The organism is Pacificoceanicola algae, assembly GCF_049341065.1.
Taxonomy (GTDB): Bacteria; Pseudomonadota; Alphaproteobacteria; order Rhodobacterales; family Rhodobacteraceae; genus Pacificoceanicola.
Window position 1 is genome coordinate 1 of sequence record NZ_JBMPIX010000028.1, and the last position, 20,519, is coordinate 20,519.

Sequence of the window (20,519 nt, forward strand, 5' to 3'; positions counted from 1 at the left end):
TGTCGCGTTTAGTTCCCGATTTCAATTGAAGCAGTAAGCTGAAACTGAAGCGCTGGAATTTCACCTTAGCGCTTCACCAACGCGTCAAGTTTTGGGAGCTTCAAAGCCCCGCGGCCTTCGTCAGGTTCACTCGGAACCTGTCGCGCCTGCGCTGGTAGCGCCGGGTCATTTCAGCCGATGCGTGCCCGAGCTGCTTTTGGACATAGCGCTCATCGACCTCTGCCGACGAGGCGAGCCCGGCACGTAAGGAATGGCCGGAGAACATTGCCAGCCGTTTTGCCTCTGGCAGATCAGATCTGACGCCACTCTTCAGAACGGTCGCCTTGATCAGCCGGGCGACGTGCTTATCGGAGAGGCGGGTCTCTAGGGTACGTTTGCCGTCCCGTGAGGTGCGCACGAAGACCGGGCCAAAGTCTATCTTGGCAAAGTGAAGCCATTGCTCCAGCGCGTGGACGGGACAGGTCTGGTCGCTTGAGCCACGCCCGACCTCGACCTCGCGCCAGCCGGTCTTGGCATTGAGGGTGAGCAGGGCGCCGCCGTCGACGACCTCGACCCAGCCGCCGGAGTCCGGTGTATCGTCCTTATGCACATCAAGGCAGACCACCTCCGAACGGCGCAGGCCACCTGCATAGCCCAAGAGCAAGATCGCCCGGTCTCGGAGCCCGCGGAGATCATAGGGCAGGGTGGCCACCATGGCCTGGATGTCCTCAGGCAGGATTGCTTCTTTCTGAACCGGCGGGCGCGCATGCTTGCGCTTGATCCCGGCCAGAACGGTGGCGATGTGGCGGTCCTTGCGATCAAGAGTGAACCCGCGCTGCCTGTAGTTCCAAGCGAGGCCGGAGAGACGGCGCTCGATCGTGGAGACCGAAAGTGCGGGTGCCTTCCCGGTTGGTGCGGCCAAATCAGCCACATAGAGCCCGACCATCTCGGGCGAGGGGGGCAGGGGATCAGTCCCTTTCAACCGGCACCAGCGGGTGAAGTGTTTCCAGTCAGCGGCGTAGGCCTTGTTGGTATTCTCGGCTGTCGAAGCCTCAGCGTAATCGCGGGCGGTGTCGACCAGCCGGTCGAGCGCGCCGGAACCGGCGATATGTGCGGGCAGAGCGATTGAGGCTCCGTCCCGAGAAGTTCTCTCGTCGCGCTTGTCACTGTTCGGCGCGGTATCGGGCGCTGAGCTCGAAATCTCAGCTTCGGACCCGCCCGAACCCTCGATTTTGGTGCCGTTATTCGTGAGACTATCCATGATTTTGAGCATATCATTTATATGTCCAATAACACAAGGTTATTGGACATATAAAGGCTCGGCAAAGAGGGGCGGTTTCTACACTATATGGTAGTCAAAAGCGCCGCAGCGAGATAGTGTTGTGGCATGACATATGCCCACCCGACCTTCGACAGCGACCCTGACAGCGTACCCAGGATGCCGCCCTGGGTCACCTCGGCACGCGCCGAAACCCTTGAAGATGTGGCGTTTTCGTCGGGCGCAGCACTGAGCCACCTGCATCTTGTGTTGGGGCGACAGACGGTCCCCCAAGCCTTGTTACGGGATCGGCTAGCGCTGCGCGCAGCGGAGGCTTGTGTCGCATTTTCGGGTCGTCTGGACGGGGCAGGGGAGCTGCGCGACGTGGTCCATCTTCTGCGCCCCGGCGACCTGCCCGGCCCGGCAGGCGAAATCTGTCTGGCGTGGCATCGCGCCACGGAAAAGCCGGTGACCGTGAAAGCTCTAGTCCAAGCGCTGCCTGAACTTCAGGGTGATCAGATCGCGCGTTGGCTCGATGCCGGGCAGGGGGCACCGGTCAGTCGCGCTGCAATGGTGCTGGAGACGGTACTCAACGATGCCCCCCGTGCCGAGCTGCCCGCGCTCGTCCTTGCTGACGCGACCCTCGCTCAGGCGTTTGGTTGGGGTCATGTCGTGCCGCTTCTGGCCGCAGGCCTGAAACGCGCCGACATGCGCAAGCGCGGCGAAGACCTACGCTCGGCTTGTCATCGAGCACTCCTGTCGTCGGCAGCCGAGGCTGTGCGGCAGGCCGCCGACCTTGCGCGCCGGGCTGCACACCTGAAGGCGGTCTCGCCGAAGCTGCGCGCCAAAGGCGCACAGGCCGCCGTCGCGATGTTCCTGACCCAAGATGCCGTCGCGCCTGCGGCCCTGCCACTACCGGACCGGTCCGCACGGCGGCTCTGTGACCGGTTGGTCGATCTCGGCGCGGTGCGCGAGCTGACCGGCCGCGACACGTTCCGGCTCTACGGGATCTGAGCGATGGCAACGGAACACGTCGAAACTGACTTCGATCGGGAATTGGACGATCTGCCAACCGACTTGCGCTGGCGGGAATGGATACGGCGGATCGAGGCGGTGCTCTTCGCCTCTGCTTCCCCAGTGCCGCGCGACGACCTCGCGCGCGTGGTGGGGCAGGGGGCCTCGGTTGACCTGTTGGTTGAAGACCTCGCCGCCGAGCTGGAGGGACGGGCTTTTGAAGTTGCGCAGGTCGCTGGCGGCTGGTTATTCCGGACACGACCCTGCTACGCGCCCGCAATCCGCACGGCGGCAGATGTCGGGGACCAGCTACTCGATCTGAGCGAATTCGACGTCGTTGTCCTGGCCGCCATCGCCTACCACCAGCCGATTACTCGCGACGGGCTGAAGGACATCTTCGGCAAGGAGATCAGCCGCGATCTGATCGGGCGACTGCATGCGCGCGACCTGATCGGAACCGGCCCACGGTCGCCGCGGCGTGGAGCACCCTATACCTATGTGACGACGGAGCAGTTCCTGGTCGCGTTCGATCTGGAGTCGCTGCAGGACCTGCCCGATCGGGAGCAGTTGGAGGATGCAGGAGTCATTCATTCGCAGGCATAGCCGTTGCCAATGATGTGCGGCGGTTTGAATGAAGGCGGTTGATGACCAGCTGTAAGTCCGCCAATTCAGGAAGTCTGGAGCGCGTCTTTTCTCGCGGTGTTATCTGTGACGTAATCTCTGCACTCAATGACGCCACCGGGTCGGAATGCTTGGGCGCAGCCAGCGCAATGCGCATCCAGAGATCAATTGCAGGATGCTTGGAATGTTTTTGGAGGAGCGTCATTCCGTCGGCAAACTGGCGGAACAATGCGTAGCGGACCCACTGCGGCAAGCGCGCAATCGACGTCGGCTCGCCATTGAACGTGAAACAAGCCGCCCCAAGCATTGCGGTCAGGGATGCCTTTCCATGCCGTCCATGTCCCGCAACATGCAGTCGAAGCAGATCGTCGATGAGCCGTTCGAGACGCTGCACATCGTACTCGGCGGGCAGGGTGGGTTTTCGGAGATCAGCATCACACCAGACGCAGAAATGATGCGGCAGAAGCCGGTTTTGTCGAGCAGGCGCAATGCCGCCGCCGCAGGCAGGGCAGCGATCGCGCAAGCGGCATCCATGCCGAAAGCAGGAAACGCGCGTCGCCAGGCTCCAGCCGCGCCGGAAGAACGGTGCGCGATCCTCTTTCAGGCATGCCGGGCAATATTGCAGGCGATTGACCCGAGCAGTCGATGTGCGGGCATCTCCTGATCCTGTGATCTGCCGCAATCGCAACCGGCCTAGTGGGTCGCGGTGCAAAGCCAGGCCATCAATATCCTCGGCAGGCAACCGGGTTCGATCGACCAGCAATCTGAGGATTCGCCCGGGAAGGTCTCGGTCAAGCTTCGCAGACCAATCTGCACCTGTGACACCCAAGACCCGCCCAAAATATTGAGGTGGAATTCCATTGGCCATCGCCAGCCGATGTAGCCAGCTCGACAGCAGCTCTCCGGGTGCCGGTGCAACGACGACGGGCCAGCATTGCCCTACCTCATTGCCGTAGTCGCGCGCAGGTGTGACTGTGATCTCGGACGCAGACTGGGTCACATCATTTCGCGGCGCAAAGGCGCACTTCGGCGTTTCGACAGAGGCGTGTAACCAAGCGAGGTGATGGTCGCTTCGGAAATGTGTTCCTCGCCCTTCCTTATCGCTTTGATAGCCGCGTTGCTCACAATATCGACGACCTCTCCGATCAAGCCCTCTGACAATTCATGGATGATCTCAGCCAGTGACGGTCGCGACAGGTCCGAGGCGCGGGCGAGAGGCATGCTGTTCTCAAGACTGTCGAGGAGCGTCGCGAAATCCTCGTCATACGACCATCTGGGAACAGGGATCGTATCGAACCGCGACCCCATTTCCTCGGTATCGTGTACCGCATCATAGACCGCAACCTCGCCGACCAGTACGGGCGAGATATCGTGGACACGTGCGATACGGCGCAGGAACGAAAAGATAGCTTTCACGTCCTGTCGGCGCCCTCGAAGGGCGCTGTGAAACTCATCGAAGATGAGCAGTCGGGGTTTCAAGTTGTCCAGCAAATGATCCACCTGCTCGCCCGCGCGCGACAGGCTGCGCCAACCAGATGCCTGAGGCGCGCGCAACCCGGCAAGAATGCTGGCATAGAAGTGAGACAGCCCGGCACCTTCTCGGGTCTGGATCACCCAGATCCTTTGACGTTCTGACTGACGCAAATGTTCAATCGCGAAGCGTTCGGCGATCATCGTCTTGCCATTATGATAGGGGCCCGTCAGCAAGAGCCCTCTGGGGCGCAATGTTACTGGCCGATCAAGCAGCAGACGCATGGCGTTATGGGCGCGACTTGCAACCGGATGGCTGATCCAACGGGCCGTCCGGATATGGGCGATGCGGCACGCGTCATCGGCATCGAGAAGTGATGCAGCGGAGTCCAGGAGGTGATCCGTCATTTCACCAATCCTCCACCGGAAAGACGCGGCGCGGGCGCTCAGGGTCAGGGGCTTTTCGGATTGGTGTCGGGGCAGGAGTGAGGCTCTGGTAGGGTTTCGGCGCATGAGCCGCATGCCTGGCCCGTGCGACGTCCTTCAGCCGTTGCTTCTTCGTTGCCGAGGCTTCCACGGTCGCCGCGATTTCGCGGCGGATCGCGGTCTTCTCCTCGATCGGACGTCGGCCGGTTTCGCGCGCTCGGTTTCTCTCGGCCCTGTGCTGCCAGAGGGTGACCGCCTCAAGCAGTCCATCCCGCCGCGCCACAGGGCGCCAAGTTCCTGTATCGGGATCCTTGAGGTAGATGTGGCTCATGTCCCGAGGATCATAACGAACATCGAGAGCATCCAATCGATCACGGCGGGCGACCAATGGGCCCAACCATGGATCGAAATAGTCGTTGGCAAACAGGCTGACACCCTGAGGTGAAATCCTGCGTGTCTTGTGCGGGAGAAAGCTGAGCAGTACGTCGAAAGGGTTGTCTTCCGGGCCATCCGGCTGACGGCATTTTCGTTCCCATTCCTTGGTCGGGACCGTCAGCTTGCGTTCATTCTGGCTAAGATTGTGATCGATAATCGCCAGCGCGATACAGCGTTCGAGGTCTGCAAAGTTGAGCCTCGCAAGGTCTGCAGACAGGTACTCACCCCGATCCGCGATGGAACGCCCGGTCTTGCCAGGCAGGGAGCGTAGCACCGAATTCACCTTGCCGAGAAGCCGTTCGACAACCCCGCCACGATGGACGGTCCCCTTGTTCCGGCTTTCAATTGCAATGCCGTAATCAGCACATCCCCGGATGAAACTGGTGCTTCTGAATTCCATAGCGGAATCCACGACGACCTTCTTCGGGCGACCAAACATCGGCCAGGAATGATTGATGTCGCGCGCTGCCAGCCAGTCCTCCTTGCGGCACATCGCCTGCGCAAGACAGAGGGCGACCGACAGGCGTGAGGGCTTCTCGAGGGTCAGGCAGAAGCCAACAAGCGCGCTTGTTGCAACATCGGCTGCGATAGTGAGATAGGGGCGTCCGACATAGATGCCCTGACCATCGATGACTTCTACAAACTGGATGTCGGCGGGGGTGTGGTCTATCTGGACGACATCGAGTGCGTGGTTGGCCCGGATATAGCCTGGGCGGGGTTTCAGGCGCCGTAGGCTTTTCCCTCCTGAATGTCGTCGTCGTGCAATGTCCTCGGGCGTGAACAGTCGTGGGATACGCTTGGAAACGGTGACATAGGCGGGCGGATCAAGACCCTCGCTGACACAACGGGTGCGGATTTCATCGACGATCGGCGCAAGGTCCGGTTGCTCGGGCCGAAGCCACATCTCCCGAAGTGTTGCCGAAATGATCTCCTCAACAGCCGGGCTGATCCTTGCGCGCCTCGCCCCACCTGTCTTTGGCAACAGTGAAGACACCCGACGTTCGGTGCGATATCGGCGCAGGTGGTTGTAGACTTGGCGCGTCGAGAGACGCAATTCGGATGCGGCCCGAGAAACTGCGGTGCGCACAGGCTCTTGCCCGTCCAGAATGCGATCCAGCTCTCGCGCGATACGCGTTGCCTTGGTCCAAGCGTCGTCAGACGCTTCGTTTTCGCGTAGCGTCATGAACCCGCCGCTCCACGGTTTCTAAAACCCATCTTCTGCCCCATTCTCTCGCTTGTTGAAACGCGAGCTAAAAATTGAAATCGAAACGTAAAAAACCACGTCGGATTACGCTTCATACTACTGGAATCCTGTAAGAACTTTTTGATGAAACGGCAAAGCAATTGCGACAGAGGACGATCTTTGGTTCCTGCCCGGTCCCATGGAAGAGGAGCCGGATTATCTGCCGCCGGGACCACGGGCCGAGCCGCGTGACGCCGAGGTCCTCGACGATTGGCGCAAAGCAGAGGCGGGTCATGCTGCGCGTCTTGCCCGTGTGGCCGGTCGAGTCGGTGCGCTGGACGACCGGCTGAAGCGCGGCCCGGAAGGATGGCGGCACAGGCTTGCCCTGTTCGAGGCTGCCGACCTCAGCTGGTTCGCGGGTGACCGCATTGGCCCAGATCGGCTGGCGCTCTGGATCTCCATGCGCTTGTCCGGCGTACAGGACGACACTGCCGCGCTCGCGCGTGTCGGTTGGGCGGTGCGGCGGCTATCCGGTGGGCCAGGACCGGAGGTAGACCTTTCCGCCTTCCTTGACCGCCGCGACCCCGAGAACCTCGCGGATGAGGCCGAACCTTTTGCGGATCGCGCAGGCGGTTGGCTGGACCTTACGGCGCAAGCTTCCGAGTTGCACCCGATCACCCGTGCTTGCTTGGGCTTTCACCTCTGGAGCCTCGCGGGACTCGGGCAGCAAAGCGATCGAATGGAGGCGGCCGTCACAGCTGCGCGGATCGCGGCCAGCGAGGGCAAGGGAGCAGTCTTTGCACCTCTGGCCATGGGCGGGGCAGGGGGACTGCGCGCGGGCGGCCCACCCGCTGATCGTCTGGCGCGATGGCTTGACGGGTTGGAGACCGCCTGCCTGACCGCAATGCGGCACCTTGACGATATCGAGGCATGGTCAGCGAGGGCGGAAACGGAGATGACCCCACTCTCGGGCAAGACCCCGCGTGCCTTGCGCGCTGTGGTGACCGAATGGCCCCTTGTATCCGCTCCGATGGCCGAGGCGATGACCGGCGCCAGTCGCGCCGCAGTCCAGCGCAACCTTGCCTGGATGGAAGCGCATGGGCTGATCCGCGAAGTGACAGGGCAGGGGCGGTACAGGATGTGGCGCGCCACGAACTGACGGCTCTGAACGGTCCTTCACTTGGTGGGTTACAGGATCGCCCCGACATTCAAGACTTTGCTCAAGCTGTGCAAGTTGGTGATCCGGATAGCACCGATGCGGTAGAGGATAAGGTGCCGGCAAGGGCACTCTGCCACGGAAACTGCGGTGATTGACTATCCGCGTACCGAGCTCCCCAGCCACTCGCCAATGAATTCGCTTGCGTCGGCAGTTACGAAAACATATCGGTAAACGACGATAGCCGATTTTAGATGAGGCCAAGATGACAGAATTCCAGCAAGACCTTGAGGACATGAGAATGGCGGCAACAGCCAAGGCCCTGGGCCATCCGGCGCGATTGCGGATCTTGCGGCTGCTGGCGCGAACACCGGGCTGTATCGGCGGTGATATCGTCGAGGCCGTCGGCCTCGCGCAGTCCACGGTGTCCGAACATCTCCGCATTCTGAAAGATGCTGGCGTGATCGAAGGGCAGATCGACCCGCCGCGGGTCTGCTATTCGCTCAGCCCTGGGGCCTTGCAGCCTCTCTCGGCGCTGATTGAAGAACTCGACATCATTCGCAGCGAATCCGCCTGCTGCGTAAACCCTGCTAGAGCCCAAGGTTGATCAATGTCCCTTTTTGAACGCTATCTGTCTGTCTGGGTGCTGTTGTGCATCGTCGCGGGCATCGTGCTGGCCTCGTTACTGCCCGGCCTGTTTGCAGCGCTGGCAGCGCTCGAGTACGCCTCGGTAAATCTCGTTGTCGCCGTCCTGATCTGGGCGATGGTCTACCCGATGATGGTCGCCGTGGATCTGAGCGCGCTGAAAGGCGTGGGCAAGCGCCCCAAAGGCCTGATCATCACCGTGGTCGTGAATTGGCTGATCAAGCCGTTCACCATGGCCGCCCTCGGCGTCCTGTTCTTCGAGTACGTCTTTGCGGACCTGATCGACCCGTCGGATGCAGGCCAGTACATCGCCGGGCTGATCCTGCTAGGCGCGGCACCCTGTACGGCGATGGTATTCGTCTGGTCGCAACTGACCAAGGGGGATCCGAATTACACGCTGGTCCAGGTGTCACTGAACGATGTGATCATGGTTTTCGCCTTTGCGCCCATCGTGGCTCTGCTGCTTGGCGTGACCGATATCGCCGTTCCTTGGGAAACGCTGGTTCTTTCCGTGGTTCTCTATGTCGTTCTGCCGCTTGCTGCGGGCATTTTCACTCGGTCCAGACTGATGACCCGGGGCGGAGAAACAGCAGTTTCTGCCTTTACCGCGCGGATCAAGCCCGCCTCGGTTCTGGGGTTGCTCCTGACGGTGGTGCTGTTGTTTGGGTTTCAGGGCAGCGTCATCACGGAAAACCCGTTCCTGATCGTCCTGCTTGCCACGCCGATCCTGATCCAGTCCTACGGGATCTTTGCCATCGCCTATTTCTGGGCGTGGCGCTGGAAAGTGCCGCACAAGGTGGCCGCCCCCTGCGCGCTGATCGGCACATCGAATTTCTTCGAGCTGGCCGTTGCTGTGGCCATTGGCCTGTTCGGTCTCAATTCCGGGGCTGCGCTGGCGACGGTGGTCGGCGTTCTGGTGGAGGTTCCCGTGATGCTTTCACTCGTCTGGTTCGCCAACCGCACAAGGGAGCGCTTTCCGGCATGAGTGTCGTCATCTACCACAATCCGGACTGCGGGACATCGCGCAACACTTTGGCGATTCTGCACGCTGCGGGCACCCTGCCAACGGTGATCAACTACTTGGAAACGGGTTGGACGCGTGCACAGCTCTTAGGTCTGTTCGCTGCGGCCGGCGTAACCCCACGGGAGGCACTGCGCGTTGCGCGAAGCCCGGCAGAAGCAATGGGGCTTACCGTGCCCGGTGTGTCGGACGAGGTTCTCCTCTCTGCGATGGTGGAACAGCCGATCCTCGTCAACCGCCCCTTCGTCTGCACGCATAAGGGCGTTCGGCTCTGCCGCCCATCTGAAACCGTTCTAGACCTGCTTGAAACGCTGCCGCCGGGGCCGCTTGCGAAGGAAGACGGTCAGCTCATTATTGATGATCGGGGAAAACGAATTGCCTGACGACCTGACGAACCTGACCACCCCTCAGCTTGATGAGCAGCACTTCGCTTCAATCGACCGCGAACGACTGCGGCCTACGATCGTCCGAACGCATCCACCGCGTATTCTGATCCTCTATGGCTCGCTGCGGGTCCGCTCATTTAGCCGGCTGTCCGCGGAAGAGGCCGGGCGCATCCTTACGCGCCTGGGGGCGGAAGTGCTTTTTTTCCATCCATCCGGCCTCCCGCTGGTTGATGACGGGGTCGATGCCAGCCACCCGAAAGTCCGCGAGCTACGCGATCTAGTCGCATGGAGCGAGGGCATGGTCTGGTCAAGCCCTGAGCGTCACGGCGCGATGACCGGGTTGATGAAGACGCAGATCGACTGGATCCCGCTGTCCGAGGGCGCCGTGCGCCCGACGCAGGGAAAGACGCTGGCAGTGATGCAGGTCTCGGGCGGATCGCAGAGCTTCAACGCCGTGAACCAGATGCGGCTGCTCGGGCGTTGGATGCGGATGCTAACCATTCCCAACCAATCCTCGGTCGCAAAGGCATTTCTCGAATTTGACGAAGCTGGCCGCATGAAACCGTCAGCTTATTACGACCGCATCGTCGATGTCATGGAGGAGCTTATGAAGTTCACGCTTCTGACGCGTGACTCTGCGGACTATCTTGTGGACCGCTATTCTGAACGCCGCGAAAGCGCGGCTCAACTGTCGGCGCGGGTCAATCAATCCGGACTGTGATCGGCACCAAGGGACTGGATCCCGGCCAGGGGAGGGGCCTGAGATCATGGAGTATTTAATCGGTCGCCGCACTTTCGTCGGAGCGGGACTTGCAGTCTTCATCGCTCGTCATGCGGCGGCGCAGCCCGTCTTTCGCCTTGGACTGACGCCGGTGTTTCTCGACAACGATGCAGCCATCATAGACGGCCTGCGGCGCGCCTTGTCGCGCGGGATGGGGCGCGAGATCGAACTGGTTCAGCGTCGCACCTATCAGGAAATCACTGGCCTTCTGCTGGAACGTAGTGTCGATGCGGCTTGGCTTTGCGGCTATCCCTATCTCCAGCACGCCGATTTGCTGGATCTTGTTGCTGTGCCTGTGTGGCGCGGTGGCCCGCGATACCAGTCTTACCTCATTGTCGGGGCTGAAGATGGAGCGGAAGCGCTGTCCGACCTGCAAGGGGGCACGCATGCATTTTCCGACCCGGATTCGAACTCTGGCTATCTTGTGACCGCGACCGATCTGCGCCGGATGGGGGAACAGGTCGAGGGCTTCTTCAGTCGATCCATTTTCACCTTTGGCCACCGTAACGTGGTGCGCGCGGTCGCGGATGGCCTGGTGCGATCCGGCAGCGTCGATGGCTATGTCTGGGAAGCGCTGGCCGTGATCGAACCGGGTCTGACCGCGCGTACACGCGTGATCGCCCGGTCGGAATGGCTGGGGTTTCCCCCTGTTTGCGCGCGGCGCGACAGCCTGGCTTCTGAGCCGGTTCAGGCTCTGCAAACCGCTTTGATGAACCTCGCCGAGACGGAGGAAGGCCGACAGGCGCTGGCGTCGCTGCAACTGGACGGGTTTCAGCAAGCTGACCCTGCGCTGTTCGATGGAATCGCCGTCCGCATGGCCGATCTGGAACCCTGAAGCATGAAGTGGTTTGCCCCCATCCCCCTGTCGATCAAGCTCCCGCTTCTTGCGGCGGCGATGATGGTCCTTGTGGGCACGGTGGCGTCCCAACAGGTCCTGCGGTCGCTGGCGCAGGTTCAGGACGCGCGGATTCAGGAACTGGCACGGATGCATGTCGAGGGATTGTCGGTGGCCCTTGGCCCACTTGTCCTGCGTCATGATATCTGGGAGGTCTACGACACTCTCGACCGGGCGGCCCAGGGGAGCGAGGGGCGGCGGATGGTCCTGACGGCCGTGGCCGATGAGCGTGGAAAGGTTCTGGCAGCGACTGACCCGAGACGAGTTCCCATGGACAGCGATATCGCAGCCCTTGCCAGTGATGCGGTGGCGCTGGATGACCTGTCGGTGGATGGCGCGTCAAACATCCTCAGCCTGCTTGCGCCGTTGACCTACCAGGGACGCACCGTCGGGCAGATCGCGACTGAGCTAGATGTTGCTGACCTTCTGTCGGAACGCAGGCAGGCGCTGCTCTATTTGATCATGGGCAATGCGGTTGCCATCGGCTTTCTGTCGATGGCGGGGTTTTTGGCGATACGAAGGATGCTGAAGCCGGTCACGACGCTGGCACGCCAGATGACCGAGACGAAGGGAGAGCCGCATCCCATCCCGGCCGCGGACATCCCGCGCGGCGATGGCGAACTGGCACGGCTGGCACGTACCTACAACTCGATGGTCGGCGCCGTAGCCGCCAAGGCCGAAGCCGAGCGGCGGTTGGCGGAACGGGAACGGTTCGTTGCCCTTGGCCGTCTGTCCTCGTCACTGGCGCATGAGATCAACAACCCACTCGGCGGGCTACTGAACGCGACAGATACGATCCGCAGCTATCCTGATCGTCCCGAGGTGGTGCGTCAGTCGGCAGATCTGCTCGACAGGGGCCTGCGCCATTTGCGTGATGTGACCCGAGCAACCCTTGACCAGAACCGCATGGACCCCGAGACCCGCGCGCTGACATCCGATGACTTCGAGGACATCAAGCTGTTGATCCAACCCGAGGTCTCGCGACTGGCATTGGATCTGGAGTGGTCTGTCGATCCGGCAGAGGTCATAGGGTGCAGCCTGTCCGCCGGGCCTGTGCGGCAGATTGCGCTCAACCTGCTGCTGAACGCCTGCTCGGCGGCAGGCCAAAACGGCTGCGTCGGCCTGATGGCCCGTACAACGGACGGCAACCTCAGCCTTAAGATCACGAACACGGGCGCGTCCATGCCGCAGGCAGCGTTGGATCGCTTGCTCGGGGACGGTCCGCTCTTGCCCGGTGGCGGCGTCGGGCTGCGACTGGTCCGCGACCTCGCGAAAACAATGGGTGGCGCTGTCTGCCATGCGCAAGAAAATGGCGTAACGCGCGTGACTGTCACCCTGCCTGCGTCATGGGAGGCGCGCGATGCTAAAGGATAGATACATCGTTCTTGTCGAGGACGACGAGATCATGGGCGGGTCGCTGCTGCAGCGGTTGGAACTGGAAGGGGCGAAGGTTCTCTGGCTGAAGCAGATGGTGCGGGCGCTCGGCGCAATCCGCACCCCCAAGAAGCCAATCGACGCAGTGATCTGTGATATCGGCCTGCCGGACGGGTCGGGAGAGGAGCTGTTTTCAACGCTTCTGCGCACCGGGACACCCCCACCTTTCCTGTTCATCACCGGGCAAGGTGGGATCGGTCAGGCGGTCCGGCTGATCAAATCGGGGGCCGCGGACTACGTGACCAAACCGTTCGAAATGTCTGTCTTCCTCGAGCGCCTCAGCCTGCTCGTCGGAAACCGCGAGAAGCCGTTTCAGGATGATGACTTTCCGCCCTTGATGGGGGTCTCTGTCGCGGCGCGCCGGGTTGAAGCGCTGATCGTCAAGGCTGCAAAGGCAAGCGATCCCGTGCTGATCCGGGGCGGGCCGGGAACTGGCAAGGACCTTGTGGCGCGACGTATCCATGACCTGTCAGACCGGTCTGCTGCCCCATTCGTTTTGGTCAATCTCGCGCGCGAAGCCGACGCGGAGGCGGCCTTGTTCCGCCCAGGCGGTGGAGTTGATACCGTGGGTGAAGGAACCTTGTTCATCAACTCTATCAGCAAGATGACCGCACAGGTCCAGGCGCACCTGTTGGAGCGGCTGGATAAAGACTTCGACGGCAGACTCATCGTAGCCTGTGGAAACGATCTCGAGGCGCTGATTGGGCAGGGTGCTTTCAATTCTGAACTTTTCTACAGGTTAGCACGGATCGAAATCCCAATACCGCCGCTCGGCACACGACCCGAAGATGCCGTCTGGCTGCTTCAGCAGCTTTTTCGAAAGCTGGCTCCTCGTCATGCACCCGAGCTCACCGGTATCGGAGCGCTTTGCGAAGAGGCGGTGCGCACCCATGACTGGACAGGCGGTGGCCGGGAACTTCGGGCAAGATTGCATCGTGGGCTGGCCATGGCGACAGGGCCACTGTTGCAGCCTTCAGATCTCTTCCCCGAACGTCTTGCAGGACCGGACGACATGATGTCCTTGGCCCAAGCCCGCGAAGCTGCGGAAAAGGCACAGATCATTGCTGCCCTCGACCGGACCGATGGCCAGATCGGCGAGGCGGCAAAGCTCTTGCGGATTGCCCGCACAACACTTTGGGAGAAAATGCAGAAACTTGGGCTGTCAGGATCCTGATAAATCCCGTTGCATGTGTTCGGATTTCCGAACATCGAATTTTCCATTTTAAAATCATGGGATAGCCGCAGCGCGGCATGCCTCTCTGTGCCATCGCGCGCCCTGAAAGCACGCGTTAGGCTCATGGCAATCATCCGACACTTGATGAGCCAGGGAGGAATCTAGCCAATGAAGTGCAACAAGTTGGTCGACGCAGGACGTCGACAGTTTCTGAGAGGCGGCGTGATGGCGACGGCAGGCGCCGTTGCAGCCACTGTGATGACACCGGAACAGGCCAAGGCGCAGGCACTGGCCCGCGTCGATTACCCGGCAAACCGCCTTGCCAACATCGCCGATCTGGTGGTGAACGAACCACTTGAGGTTGCCTATCCCGATGCCGACAGCCCGGGTGTGTTGCTCAAGCTCGGCCAGGCAGTCGAGGGTGGCGTCGGCCCGGATGGTGATATCGTGGCGTTCTCCGTTCTATGCCCGCACAAGGGCTGGCTGATGAGCTATTCGGCCGGAGACAAGACGCTCAACTGCCCCGGCCACCATTCCCGCTTCGATTGCGAAGCTGGCGGACAGCAGATCTGGGGACATGCGACAAGCAACCTCGCTCAGTTCCTGCTTCGTGTCGACAACCAGGGCGACATCTTTGCCGAGGGCGTGGATGAGCTCATTTACGGTCGTCTTTCGAACGTTCTGGCATAAGGGAGAGAGATCAATGGCTTACAAGAGACAAATTGATCGTCTGCCGATCATCCCCGCAGACGCAGACGAATTCAACGTCACCTGCCACTACTGCATCGTGGGTTGTGGCTACAAGGCCTATACGTGGCCGATGAACCGTCAGGGCGGCACGGCCCCGAACCAGAACAAGTTCGGAGTCGACCTCAGCGAACAGCAGTTCATGGAGACGGAGGCATGGTATGCCCCCTCGATGTATAACGTAGTCCGCCAGAACGGCCGCGACGTGCATCTGGTGGTCAAGCCTGATGCCAATTGCGTCGTCAACTCGGGCCTGGGGTCAATCCGCGGAGCACGCATGGCCGAAAACCGGCCATCCAAGGTGACCGGCACACAGCAGCAACGTCTCTCTGATCCGATGGTCTGGCGCAACGGTGTCTGGCAACCGACGTCTTGGGACGATGCACTTGACCTCGTGGCACGGGTGACGGCGAAAGTAGCCGTGGAGGGGTCCGAGGACGACATCGTGGTGTCGATGTTCGACCACGGCGGTTCCGCCGGAGGCTATGAAAACACCTGGGGCACCGGAAAGCTCTACTTCGAGAGCATGAAGATCAAGAACTGCCGGATCCACAACCGCCCAGCCTATAATTCCGAGGTCCATTCCTCACGTGACATGGGCGTGGATGAGTTGAATTACGCCTACGAGGACTACACGCTGACCGACACGATCTTCATGGTCGGCGCGAACTCGATGGAGACCCAGACCAATCTCTACCTGAACCACATGGTCCCGGGCCTTCAGGGTGGCGCGAAGATGATCGTGGTCGATCCGCGCCGCACGCTGACCATCGCCTCGTCCGAACAATATGCCGGGCCGGAAAACGTGCTTCATCTCGCGATTGCTGAAGGCACGGACATGGTCCTGTTCAATGCGCTGCTGACGCACATCGTGGATCAGGGCTGGGTCGATGCCGACTTCATCGCTGCATCGACCTTTCAAGGCGGCGAAGCGGTGGCACAGGATTCCGCCCACCCGGCGGGCCTCGGCAGCCTCGAATACGCAATGCAGACCTGCCGCACCACTCTGGAAGAGGCGGCGGAAATCTGCGGCGTATCAGCGGCTGATATTCAGAAGGCTGCCGAGTGGATTGCCCAGCCCCATGATGATGGCAGCCGCCGCAAATGTGTGACCTGCTACGAAAAAGGCATCATCTGGGGCAACGACAACTACCGCACCATCGGCGCGCTTGTGAATATCGCGCTGGCGACAGGAAATGTGGGCCGGATCGGCGGTGGGGTCTGCCGTCTGGGCGGCCACCAAGAAGGCTACTTCCGTCCGTCCGAGGCGCATGTCGGCCGACCCTCAGAATATGTGGACCAGTTCCTGATCCGAGGGCTTGGCGGCGTGCATCACATCTGGGCCTGCGATCACTACAAGACCACGCTCAACGCGTCCGAGTTCAAGCGGGTCCACAAGCGGCGCTCGGACATGGTCAAGGATGCGATCGACATGGCCGCTGGCGGCACACGCGAGCAGGTGGTCGATGCCATCGTCTCGGCGATCAACGCCGGTGGCCTCTTCGTTGTGGACGTCGACATCATTCACAGCCAGATCGGCCAGAATGCCCATGTCATTTTGCCCGCCTGCGAAGCCAACGAGATGAACCTCACCTCGATGAACGGCGAACGGCGCTTGCGGTTGTCCGAGAAGTACATGGACCCGTTCGGCAACTCCCTGCCCGATGCGCTGATTGCAGCACGGATCGCCCAGCACATGGAACGCGTTCTGCGCGAGATGGGTGAAGATGCCTATGCCGACCAGTTCCAGGGCTACGATTGGGAAACCGAGGAAGACGCCTTCATGGATGGCTACGGCGCCGCTCATACGGCAGTGACCTACGAGCATCTGCGCGCTGCGGGTAACAACGGTGTGCAGGAACCGGTCGTTGGTTACGAGAACGGCCAGCTTGTCGGTACAACGCGCCTTTACACCGATGGCGTGTTCACCCGGCATGGTCGCGAGGACGGCAAGGCGCTGTTCTGTGCGGCGGGCTGGCGAGGCTGGCAGGCACCGGGCAAGGCCCGCGAACAGGCCGCGCACCGGTTCTGGATCAACAACGTTCGTGCCAACATCTTCTGGCAGAACCAGTTCCTCGACCAGGACAACGACTTCGTTCAGGACCGCTATCCGCATCCGTTCGTCGAGATGCATCCCGATGACATGGTCGATCTGGGCCTGAACCCGGGAGATCTGCTCGAGATCATCAACGACAACGGCGTGACGCAGGGCATGGCCTATCCGATGCCGACGCTGAAGCGGAACACCGTAGCGATGGTATTCGGCTCGCCTGCGGGCAGCCAGGGCAATGTGGTGAACCCGGGCGTGAACGAGTTGGTGCTGCCGGATTACAAGCACTGCTGGGGCGACATCCGCAAGATCTCGGATGCGACTGCCCAGACCCGGGGCATCTCGTTCAAGTCCCACGAGATCATGCTCTGATCTGACTACAGCGGCCCGCCCCAGACACTCGGGGCGGGCTTTTTTCCTTTGGGAGGGGGAAAAGCCATGTCGAGTCTTGCGGTCTGTTCAGCAGGCAAATCCGGGCCAACGCTTTCCGTCGACGCTGCACGCCTACGTGCCATCGCTGCGGCCTGCCCAGTTACCGGGCAAGAGATGCTGCCGCTTGATCAAGCGGTCGGTCGCGTGACGGCCACTCCGATCATGGCGGCTCACGCGCTGCCACCCTTCGACAATTCCGCCATGGATGGCTATGCTTTGCGCCTGTCAGATCTGACCGGCGAAGGCCCATGGCACCTGCCCGTGTCTGTCCGCATCGCGGCAGGCGACGCGCGCGCCCTCACCCTTGCGTCCGGCACCGCGGCCCGCATCTTCACCGGCGCGCCGGTGCCATTCGGGGCTGATGCCGTCGTTATGCAGGAACAGGTCTCACGCGACGGAGACAAGATTTCTCTGACGAACGCGCCCCGCTCCGGCCAGAACATCCGTCGCTGCGGTGAGGATGTGGCCGATGGTGCCCAGGCCTTGGCCGCCGGGCTGGCGCTGACCCCGCCCAGGCTGGCGCTGCTGGCGGGTTGTGGTGTCGCGTCCGTCACCGTGCGGCCCCTCCTGCGCGTCGCCATCCTGTCCACCGGCGACGAGTTGTCCGAGCCGGGTAGCGCCCTTGGGCCGGGGCAAATCTATAATTCCAACCGTGTGCTTCTGCGGGCGAAGCTGTCTCGTCTCCCGTGGGTCGAGCTGACCGATCTCGGCATCCTTCCGGACGACCCCGCAAGCATCCGTGTTGCCATCCGCCATGCCGCACAGACCAATGACGTGGTAATTTCCTCGGGCGGCGTATCGGCGGGTGAAGAAGATCACATCCTTGACGCGTTACGTCTCGAGGCCGCCGAGCTTGACGTGCTCAAGGTCGCGATCCGCCCCGGCAAGCCGCTGACCGTCGGTCGGCTTGGTCAGGCGCTGTATTTCGGACTGCCCGGCAACCCTTACGCTGCCGCCATCACCTTTTCCCAGATCGCCAAGCCCGCCTTGCGCCGGGCTGCAGGGCTGACGGAAGAACCGGACACCTGGCTACCCGCCGTCGCAGGCTTCAACTATGTTCGGGCGACGGGACGGCGGGAATATGTGCCCGTCAGGTGGGATTCCCGCGACGCCTTCGGGCGCCCGGTCTTAGTTCGGCTTGGACAGGGTGCCTCAGCCTCGATGTCGCCCATTGCACTGGCCATGGGGATCGCCGTCATCCCTCCGGAAATCGAGGTGGTCAGACCGGGCCAGTCGCTGACTGTCGAGCCATTGTGCGAATGACGGATATACTGGGGCAAATCCTGTCCCGCCGATCCGTCGGGCCACGGCATCTGACCGGACCGGACCTTTCGCCTGAAGAACTTGCAGTCTTGGCGAGTGCTGCGGCCGCAGCGCCCGATCATGGTGGTCTATACCCTTTGCAACTCGTTCATGTCCCCGCCCATCAGCGGGCGGCCTTGGGCGAGATTTTTGCGAATGCGGCACTTGAGGCTGATCCTGCCGCCGATGCTGCGACACTACAATCTGCGCGGGATCGCGCGATGGCGGGGCCGTGTCTTATCGCGATTCTGGCGAGTCTGACGCCAGACCACCCCGTCGTCCCCGTAGAGGAGCAATGGATCAGCGTCGGGGCGGGGTTGCAGAACCTGCTGCTGGCCGCTTTGTCACTCGACCTGCATGCCAAGTGTCGCGTAGCCCTTAATTGGGCTCTGCCTCACTTTGTGTGGCGCAACTATCCTGAAACTGGAAAATTCAGGAGGGATAGTTGTGAGTTCGAAGAAGCACTGGTCGCCGGGCAGCGATGTTGCAGTTCAAAGCGTTGAACGAAGTGAATCCGGCGGGTGGATTGTATCTGGCGTCTTGGCACCCAACGGCATTTGCCCAGACTGTGGATTGCATTCACGCCGACGTCATGGCTGGCGGCGTCGGTGGCTGCAGGATTATCCCGCGCATGGAGACGCGGTAACGGTTGATCTCGCAGTTTGCCGTTGGCGATGTTTGGCGCCTGCTTGCCCGCGCCGGACTTTCTCGGACCAGATCAGCTCGATTGCGCGTCCATTTGCACGTCGTACTTCGCGTGTAGGGGAGATTGTCGGCCATCTTGGGCATGCGACAGGCGGACGGCCTGCGGAGCGGTTGTTGCATCGTTTGGGCCTTGGGGTCAGCGATGACACGGTGCTCAGGCAGCTGAAAAGGTGTGCTCAAGGCACCACCGAGGCGCCGACAATCATCGGGATCGACGATTGGAGCTGGCGGAAATCGCAAACCTACGGCACGATCATCGTGGATCTGGAGCGTCGCGTGGTCATCGACATCCTCGAGGATCGAGATGTCGTCACCTGCACCAACTGGCTAAAGCGACACCCCGAGGTGGAAGTGATCAGCAGAGATCGGTGCGGTCTCTACGCCAAGGCTGCCCGGCAAGGGGCACCGCAGGCAAAGCAGGTCGCCGACCGGTTCCATATCGTGCAAAACCTGCGGCAGGCCATTGAGGAACAGATGAACCTTCACGGCCGTGCCACCGGCAGGGCGCTGCTGTCCGACGCCGACAACATCACCGCAGCCGGAAGCCTTCTGAAGTCCCGCCTTGCGCACAGGACGTCCCGGGAAGAGATTTTCACCACCATCCATGCGCTCCGAAATCAGGGACTTTCCTGCAGCGAGATCGGGCGGCGAACAGGGTTTCCGCGTCGCAGCATCGCGAAATGGCTGCAGTTCGAAACACCACCGGACCGCAGGCGGGCCGCTTTGAAGCCGAGTTCGCCATGGTATTTTGAAGAGTTCCTGAGCCAAAGCTGGAAGGAGGGCATTCGAACTGGCAGCGCCCTTTTCAGTCTGATCCAAGAGCGTGGTTACGAGGGGAGCCAGTCGCATTTGCAGCGGCTGCTGGCGGGTTGGCGCAGAGCCGAACAGCAAGCGAGCGATCCCAAGGTAGAACACAAGATCCTGGAGCCGGTTCGGGACCCGGAAACGGGGCACGCGATCTCCCCGGTCATCGCGGCCGCGCTGTGCATCAAACCGCGCGGCAAGCTCACCTCGGATCAGGCGCGTAAAGTCGATGCGCTCAAGACCCGCTCTCCCGCCTTCGTATCGATGCGCAGCCTCGCCATGCGGTTCAATGGTATCCTGCGCGGCCGCGTGGCAGACCCGCTCCCTGCATGGATCGACGACGCGATCGAAACCGACCTGGCGCCCATCGTGCGCTTTGCCCGCACAGTGAACCGGGACTACGAAGCCGTCAAAAACGCCATCGAGATGCCCTGGAGCAACGGCCAAGCAGAAGGTCAGATCAATCGCCTGAAGACCCTCAAACGCGCCATGTACGGCCGAGCCGGTCCAGAATTGTTGCGGGCGAGAATGCTACCGTTCCACCACACAGATTGAGGCAGAGCCCCTTTAGTGGCTGTGTCGCAAACTTTGAAAAAAGTTA

19 protein-coding genes are annotated in these 20,519 nt (G+C 61.5%); 15 read left to right on the top strand and 4 right to left on the bottom strand.

The window, feature by feature from the left end; translation table 11 throughout:
- Positions 1 to 100 precede the first annotated feature (100 nt).
- Positions 101 to 1,240, bottom strand: coding sequence for a tyrosine-type recombinase/integrase (locus ACOYQJ_RS23020; RefSeq protein ID WP_422908271.1), 1,140 nt, complete (start codon positions 1,238 to 1,240; stop codon positions 101 to 103).
- A gap of 126 nt (positions 1,241 to 1,366) precedes the next feature.
- On the opposite strand from ACOYQJ_RS23020, the gene ACOYQJ_RS23025 reads away from it, so the two are divergent.
- On the top strand, positions 1,367 to 2,251 hold the full coding sequence (locus ACOYQJ_RS23025) for a DUF1403 family protein (protein ID WP_422908272.1): 885 nt from the start codon (positions 1,367 to 1,369) through the stop codon (positions 2,249 to 2,251).
- 3 nt (positions 2,252 to 2,254) lie between these two features.
- A complete protein-coding gene (scpB, locus tag ACOYQJ_RS23030; protein WP_422908273.1) occupies positions 2,255 to 2,854 on the top strand; it encodes an SMC-Scp complex subunit ScpB in 600 nt (199 codons plus the stop codon).
- On the opposite strand, the gene ACOYQJ_RS23035 is transcribed toward scpB, so the two are convergent.
- From ACOYQJ_RS23035 to ACOYQJ_RS23045, 3 genes are read right to left on the bottom strand one after another with little or no spacing between them, the layout of a single operon-like run.
- Positions 2,835 to 3,872 carry a TniQ family protein gene (locus tag ACOYQJ_RS23035; protein ID WP_422908274.1) on the bottom strand — a complete coding sequence of 346 codons (1,038 nt, stop codon included), beginning with the start codon at positions 3,870 to 3,872 and terminating at the stop codon, positions 2,835 to 2,837. The genes scpB and ACOYQJ_RS23035 overlap by 20 nt on opposite strands.
- Positions 3,869 to 4,750 (bottom strand): TniB family NTP-binding protein, encoded by an 882-nt coding sequence (locus tag ACOYQJ_RS23040; RefSeq protein WP_422908275.1) that lies wholly within the window; start codon positions 4,748 to 4,750, stop codon positions 3,869 to 3,871. The genes ACOYQJ_RS23035 and ACOYQJ_RS23040 overlap by 4 nt, the downstream gene beginning before the upstream one ends.
- A 1-nt stretch (position 4,751) precedes the next feature.
- Positions 4,752 to 6,386 (bottom strand): TnsB C-terminal domain-containing protein, encoded by a 1,635-nt coding sequence (locus ACOYQJ_RS23045; RefSeq protein WP_422908276.1) that lies wholly within the window; start codon positions 6,384 to 6,386, stop codon positions 4,752 to 4,754.
- A 199-nt stretch (positions 6,387 to 6,585) separates the two neighbouring features.
- Between ACOYQJ_RS23045 and ACOYQJ_RS23050 the strand changes: the two genes are divergently transcribed.
- From ACOYQJ_RS23050 to ACOYQJ_RS23110, 13 genes are all read left to right on the top strand, one after another.
- Entirely contained in the window at positions 6,586 to 7,545 is a 960-nt protein-coding gene (locus ACOYQJ_RS23050) for a hypothetical protein (RefSeq protein WP_244297780.1), read from the top strand.
- A 262-nt stretch (positions 7,546 to 7,807) separates the two neighbouring features.
- Positions 7,808 to 8,149, top strand: coding sequence for an ArsR/SmtB family transcription factor (locus ACOYQJ_RS23055; protein WP_422908277.1), 342 nt, complete (start codon positions 7,808 to 7,810; stop codon positions 8,147 to 8,149).
- A gap of 3 nt (positions 8,150 to 8,152) precedes the next feature.
- Positions 8,153 to 9,172: an ACR3 family arsenite efflux transporter gene (arsB, locus tag ACOYQJ_RS23060; protein WP_422908278.1), complete on the top strand. Its 1,020-nt coding sequence runs from the start codon at positions 8,153 to 8,155 to the stop codon at positions 9,170 to 9,172.
- On the top strand, positions 9,169 to 9,591 hold the full coding sequence (arsC, locus tag ACOYQJ_RS23065) for an arsenate reductase (glutaredoxin) (RefSeq protein WP_422908279.1): 423 nt from the start codon (positions 9,169 to 9,171) through the stop codon (positions 9,589 to 9,591). The genes arsB and arsC overlap by 4 nt, the downstream gene beginning before the upstream one ends.
- Positions 9,584 to 10,315 (top strand): arsenical resistance protein ArsH, encoded by a 732-nt coding sequence (gene arsH / locus ACOYQJ_RS23070; protein ID WP_422908280.1) that lies wholly within the window; start codon positions 9,584 to 9,586, stop codon positions 10,313 to 10,315. The genes arsC and arsH overlap by 8 nt, the downstream gene beginning before the upstream one ends.
- Before the next feature lie 46 nt (positions 10,316 to 10,361).
- Entirely contained in the window at positions 10,362 to 11,210 is an 849-nt protein-coding gene (locus tag ACOYQJ_RS23075) for a substrate-binding domain-containing protein (protein WP_422908281.1), read from the top strand.
- 3 nt (positions 11,211 to 11,213) lie between these two features.
- Positions 11,214 to 12,644 (top strand): sensor histidine kinase, encoded by a 1,431-nt coding sequence (locus tag ACOYQJ_RS23080; protein ID WP_422908282.1) that lies wholly within the window; start codon positions 11,214 to 11,216, stop codon positions 12,642 to 12,644.
- Positions 12,631 to 13,878, top strand: coding sequence for a sigma-54-dependent transcriptional regulator (locus ACOYQJ_RS23085; RefSeq protein ID WP_422908283.1), 1,248 nt, complete (start codon positions 12,631 to 12,633; stop codon positions 13,876 to 13,878). The genes ACOYQJ_RS23080 and ACOYQJ_RS23085 overlap by 14 nt, the downstream gene beginning before the upstream one ends.
- Before the next feature lie 168 nt (positions 13,879 to 14,046).
- Positions 14,047 to 14,568: an arsenate reductase (azurin) small subunit gene (locus tag ACOYQJ_RS23090; protein ID WP_422908284.1), complete on the top strand. Its 522-nt coding sequence runs from the start codon at positions 14,047 to 14,049 to the stop codon at positions 14,566 to 14,568.
- A gap of 13 nt (positions 14,569 to 14,581) precedes the next feature.
- Complete coding sequence (locus tag ACOYQJ_RS23095) at positions 14,582 to 17,047, top strand: arsenate reductase (azurin) large subunit (protein ID WP_422908285.1); 2,466 nt, start codon at positions 14,582 to 14,584, stop codon at positions 17,045 to 17,047.
- Between the two features lie 66 nt (positions 17,048 to 17,113).
- On the top strand, positions 17,114 to 18,370 hold the full coding sequence (locus ACOYQJ_RS23100) for a molybdopterin molybdotransferase MoeA (RefSeq protein WP_422908286.1): 1,257 nt from the start codon (positions 17,114 to 17,116) through the stop codon (positions 18,368 to 18,370).
- Positions 18,367 to 18,912: a nitroreductase family protein gene (locus ACOYQJ_RS23105; protein ID WP_422908287.1), complete on the top strand. Its 546-nt coding sequence runs from the start codon at positions 18,367 to 18,369 to the stop codon at positions 18,910 to 18,912. The genes ACOYQJ_RS23100 and ACOYQJ_RS23105 overlap by 4 nt, the downstream gene beginning before the upstream one ends.
- Positions 18,857 to 20,473, top strand: coding sequence for an ISL3 family transposase (locus ACOYQJ_RS23110; protein ID WP_422908288.1), 1,617 nt, complete (start codon positions 18,857 to 18,859; stop codon positions 20,471 to 20,473). Before ACOYQJ_RS23105 ends, ACOYQJ_RS23110 begins: the two co-directional genes overlap by 56 nt.
- The last annotated feature ends 46 nt before the right edge of the window (positions 20,474 to 20,519 follow it).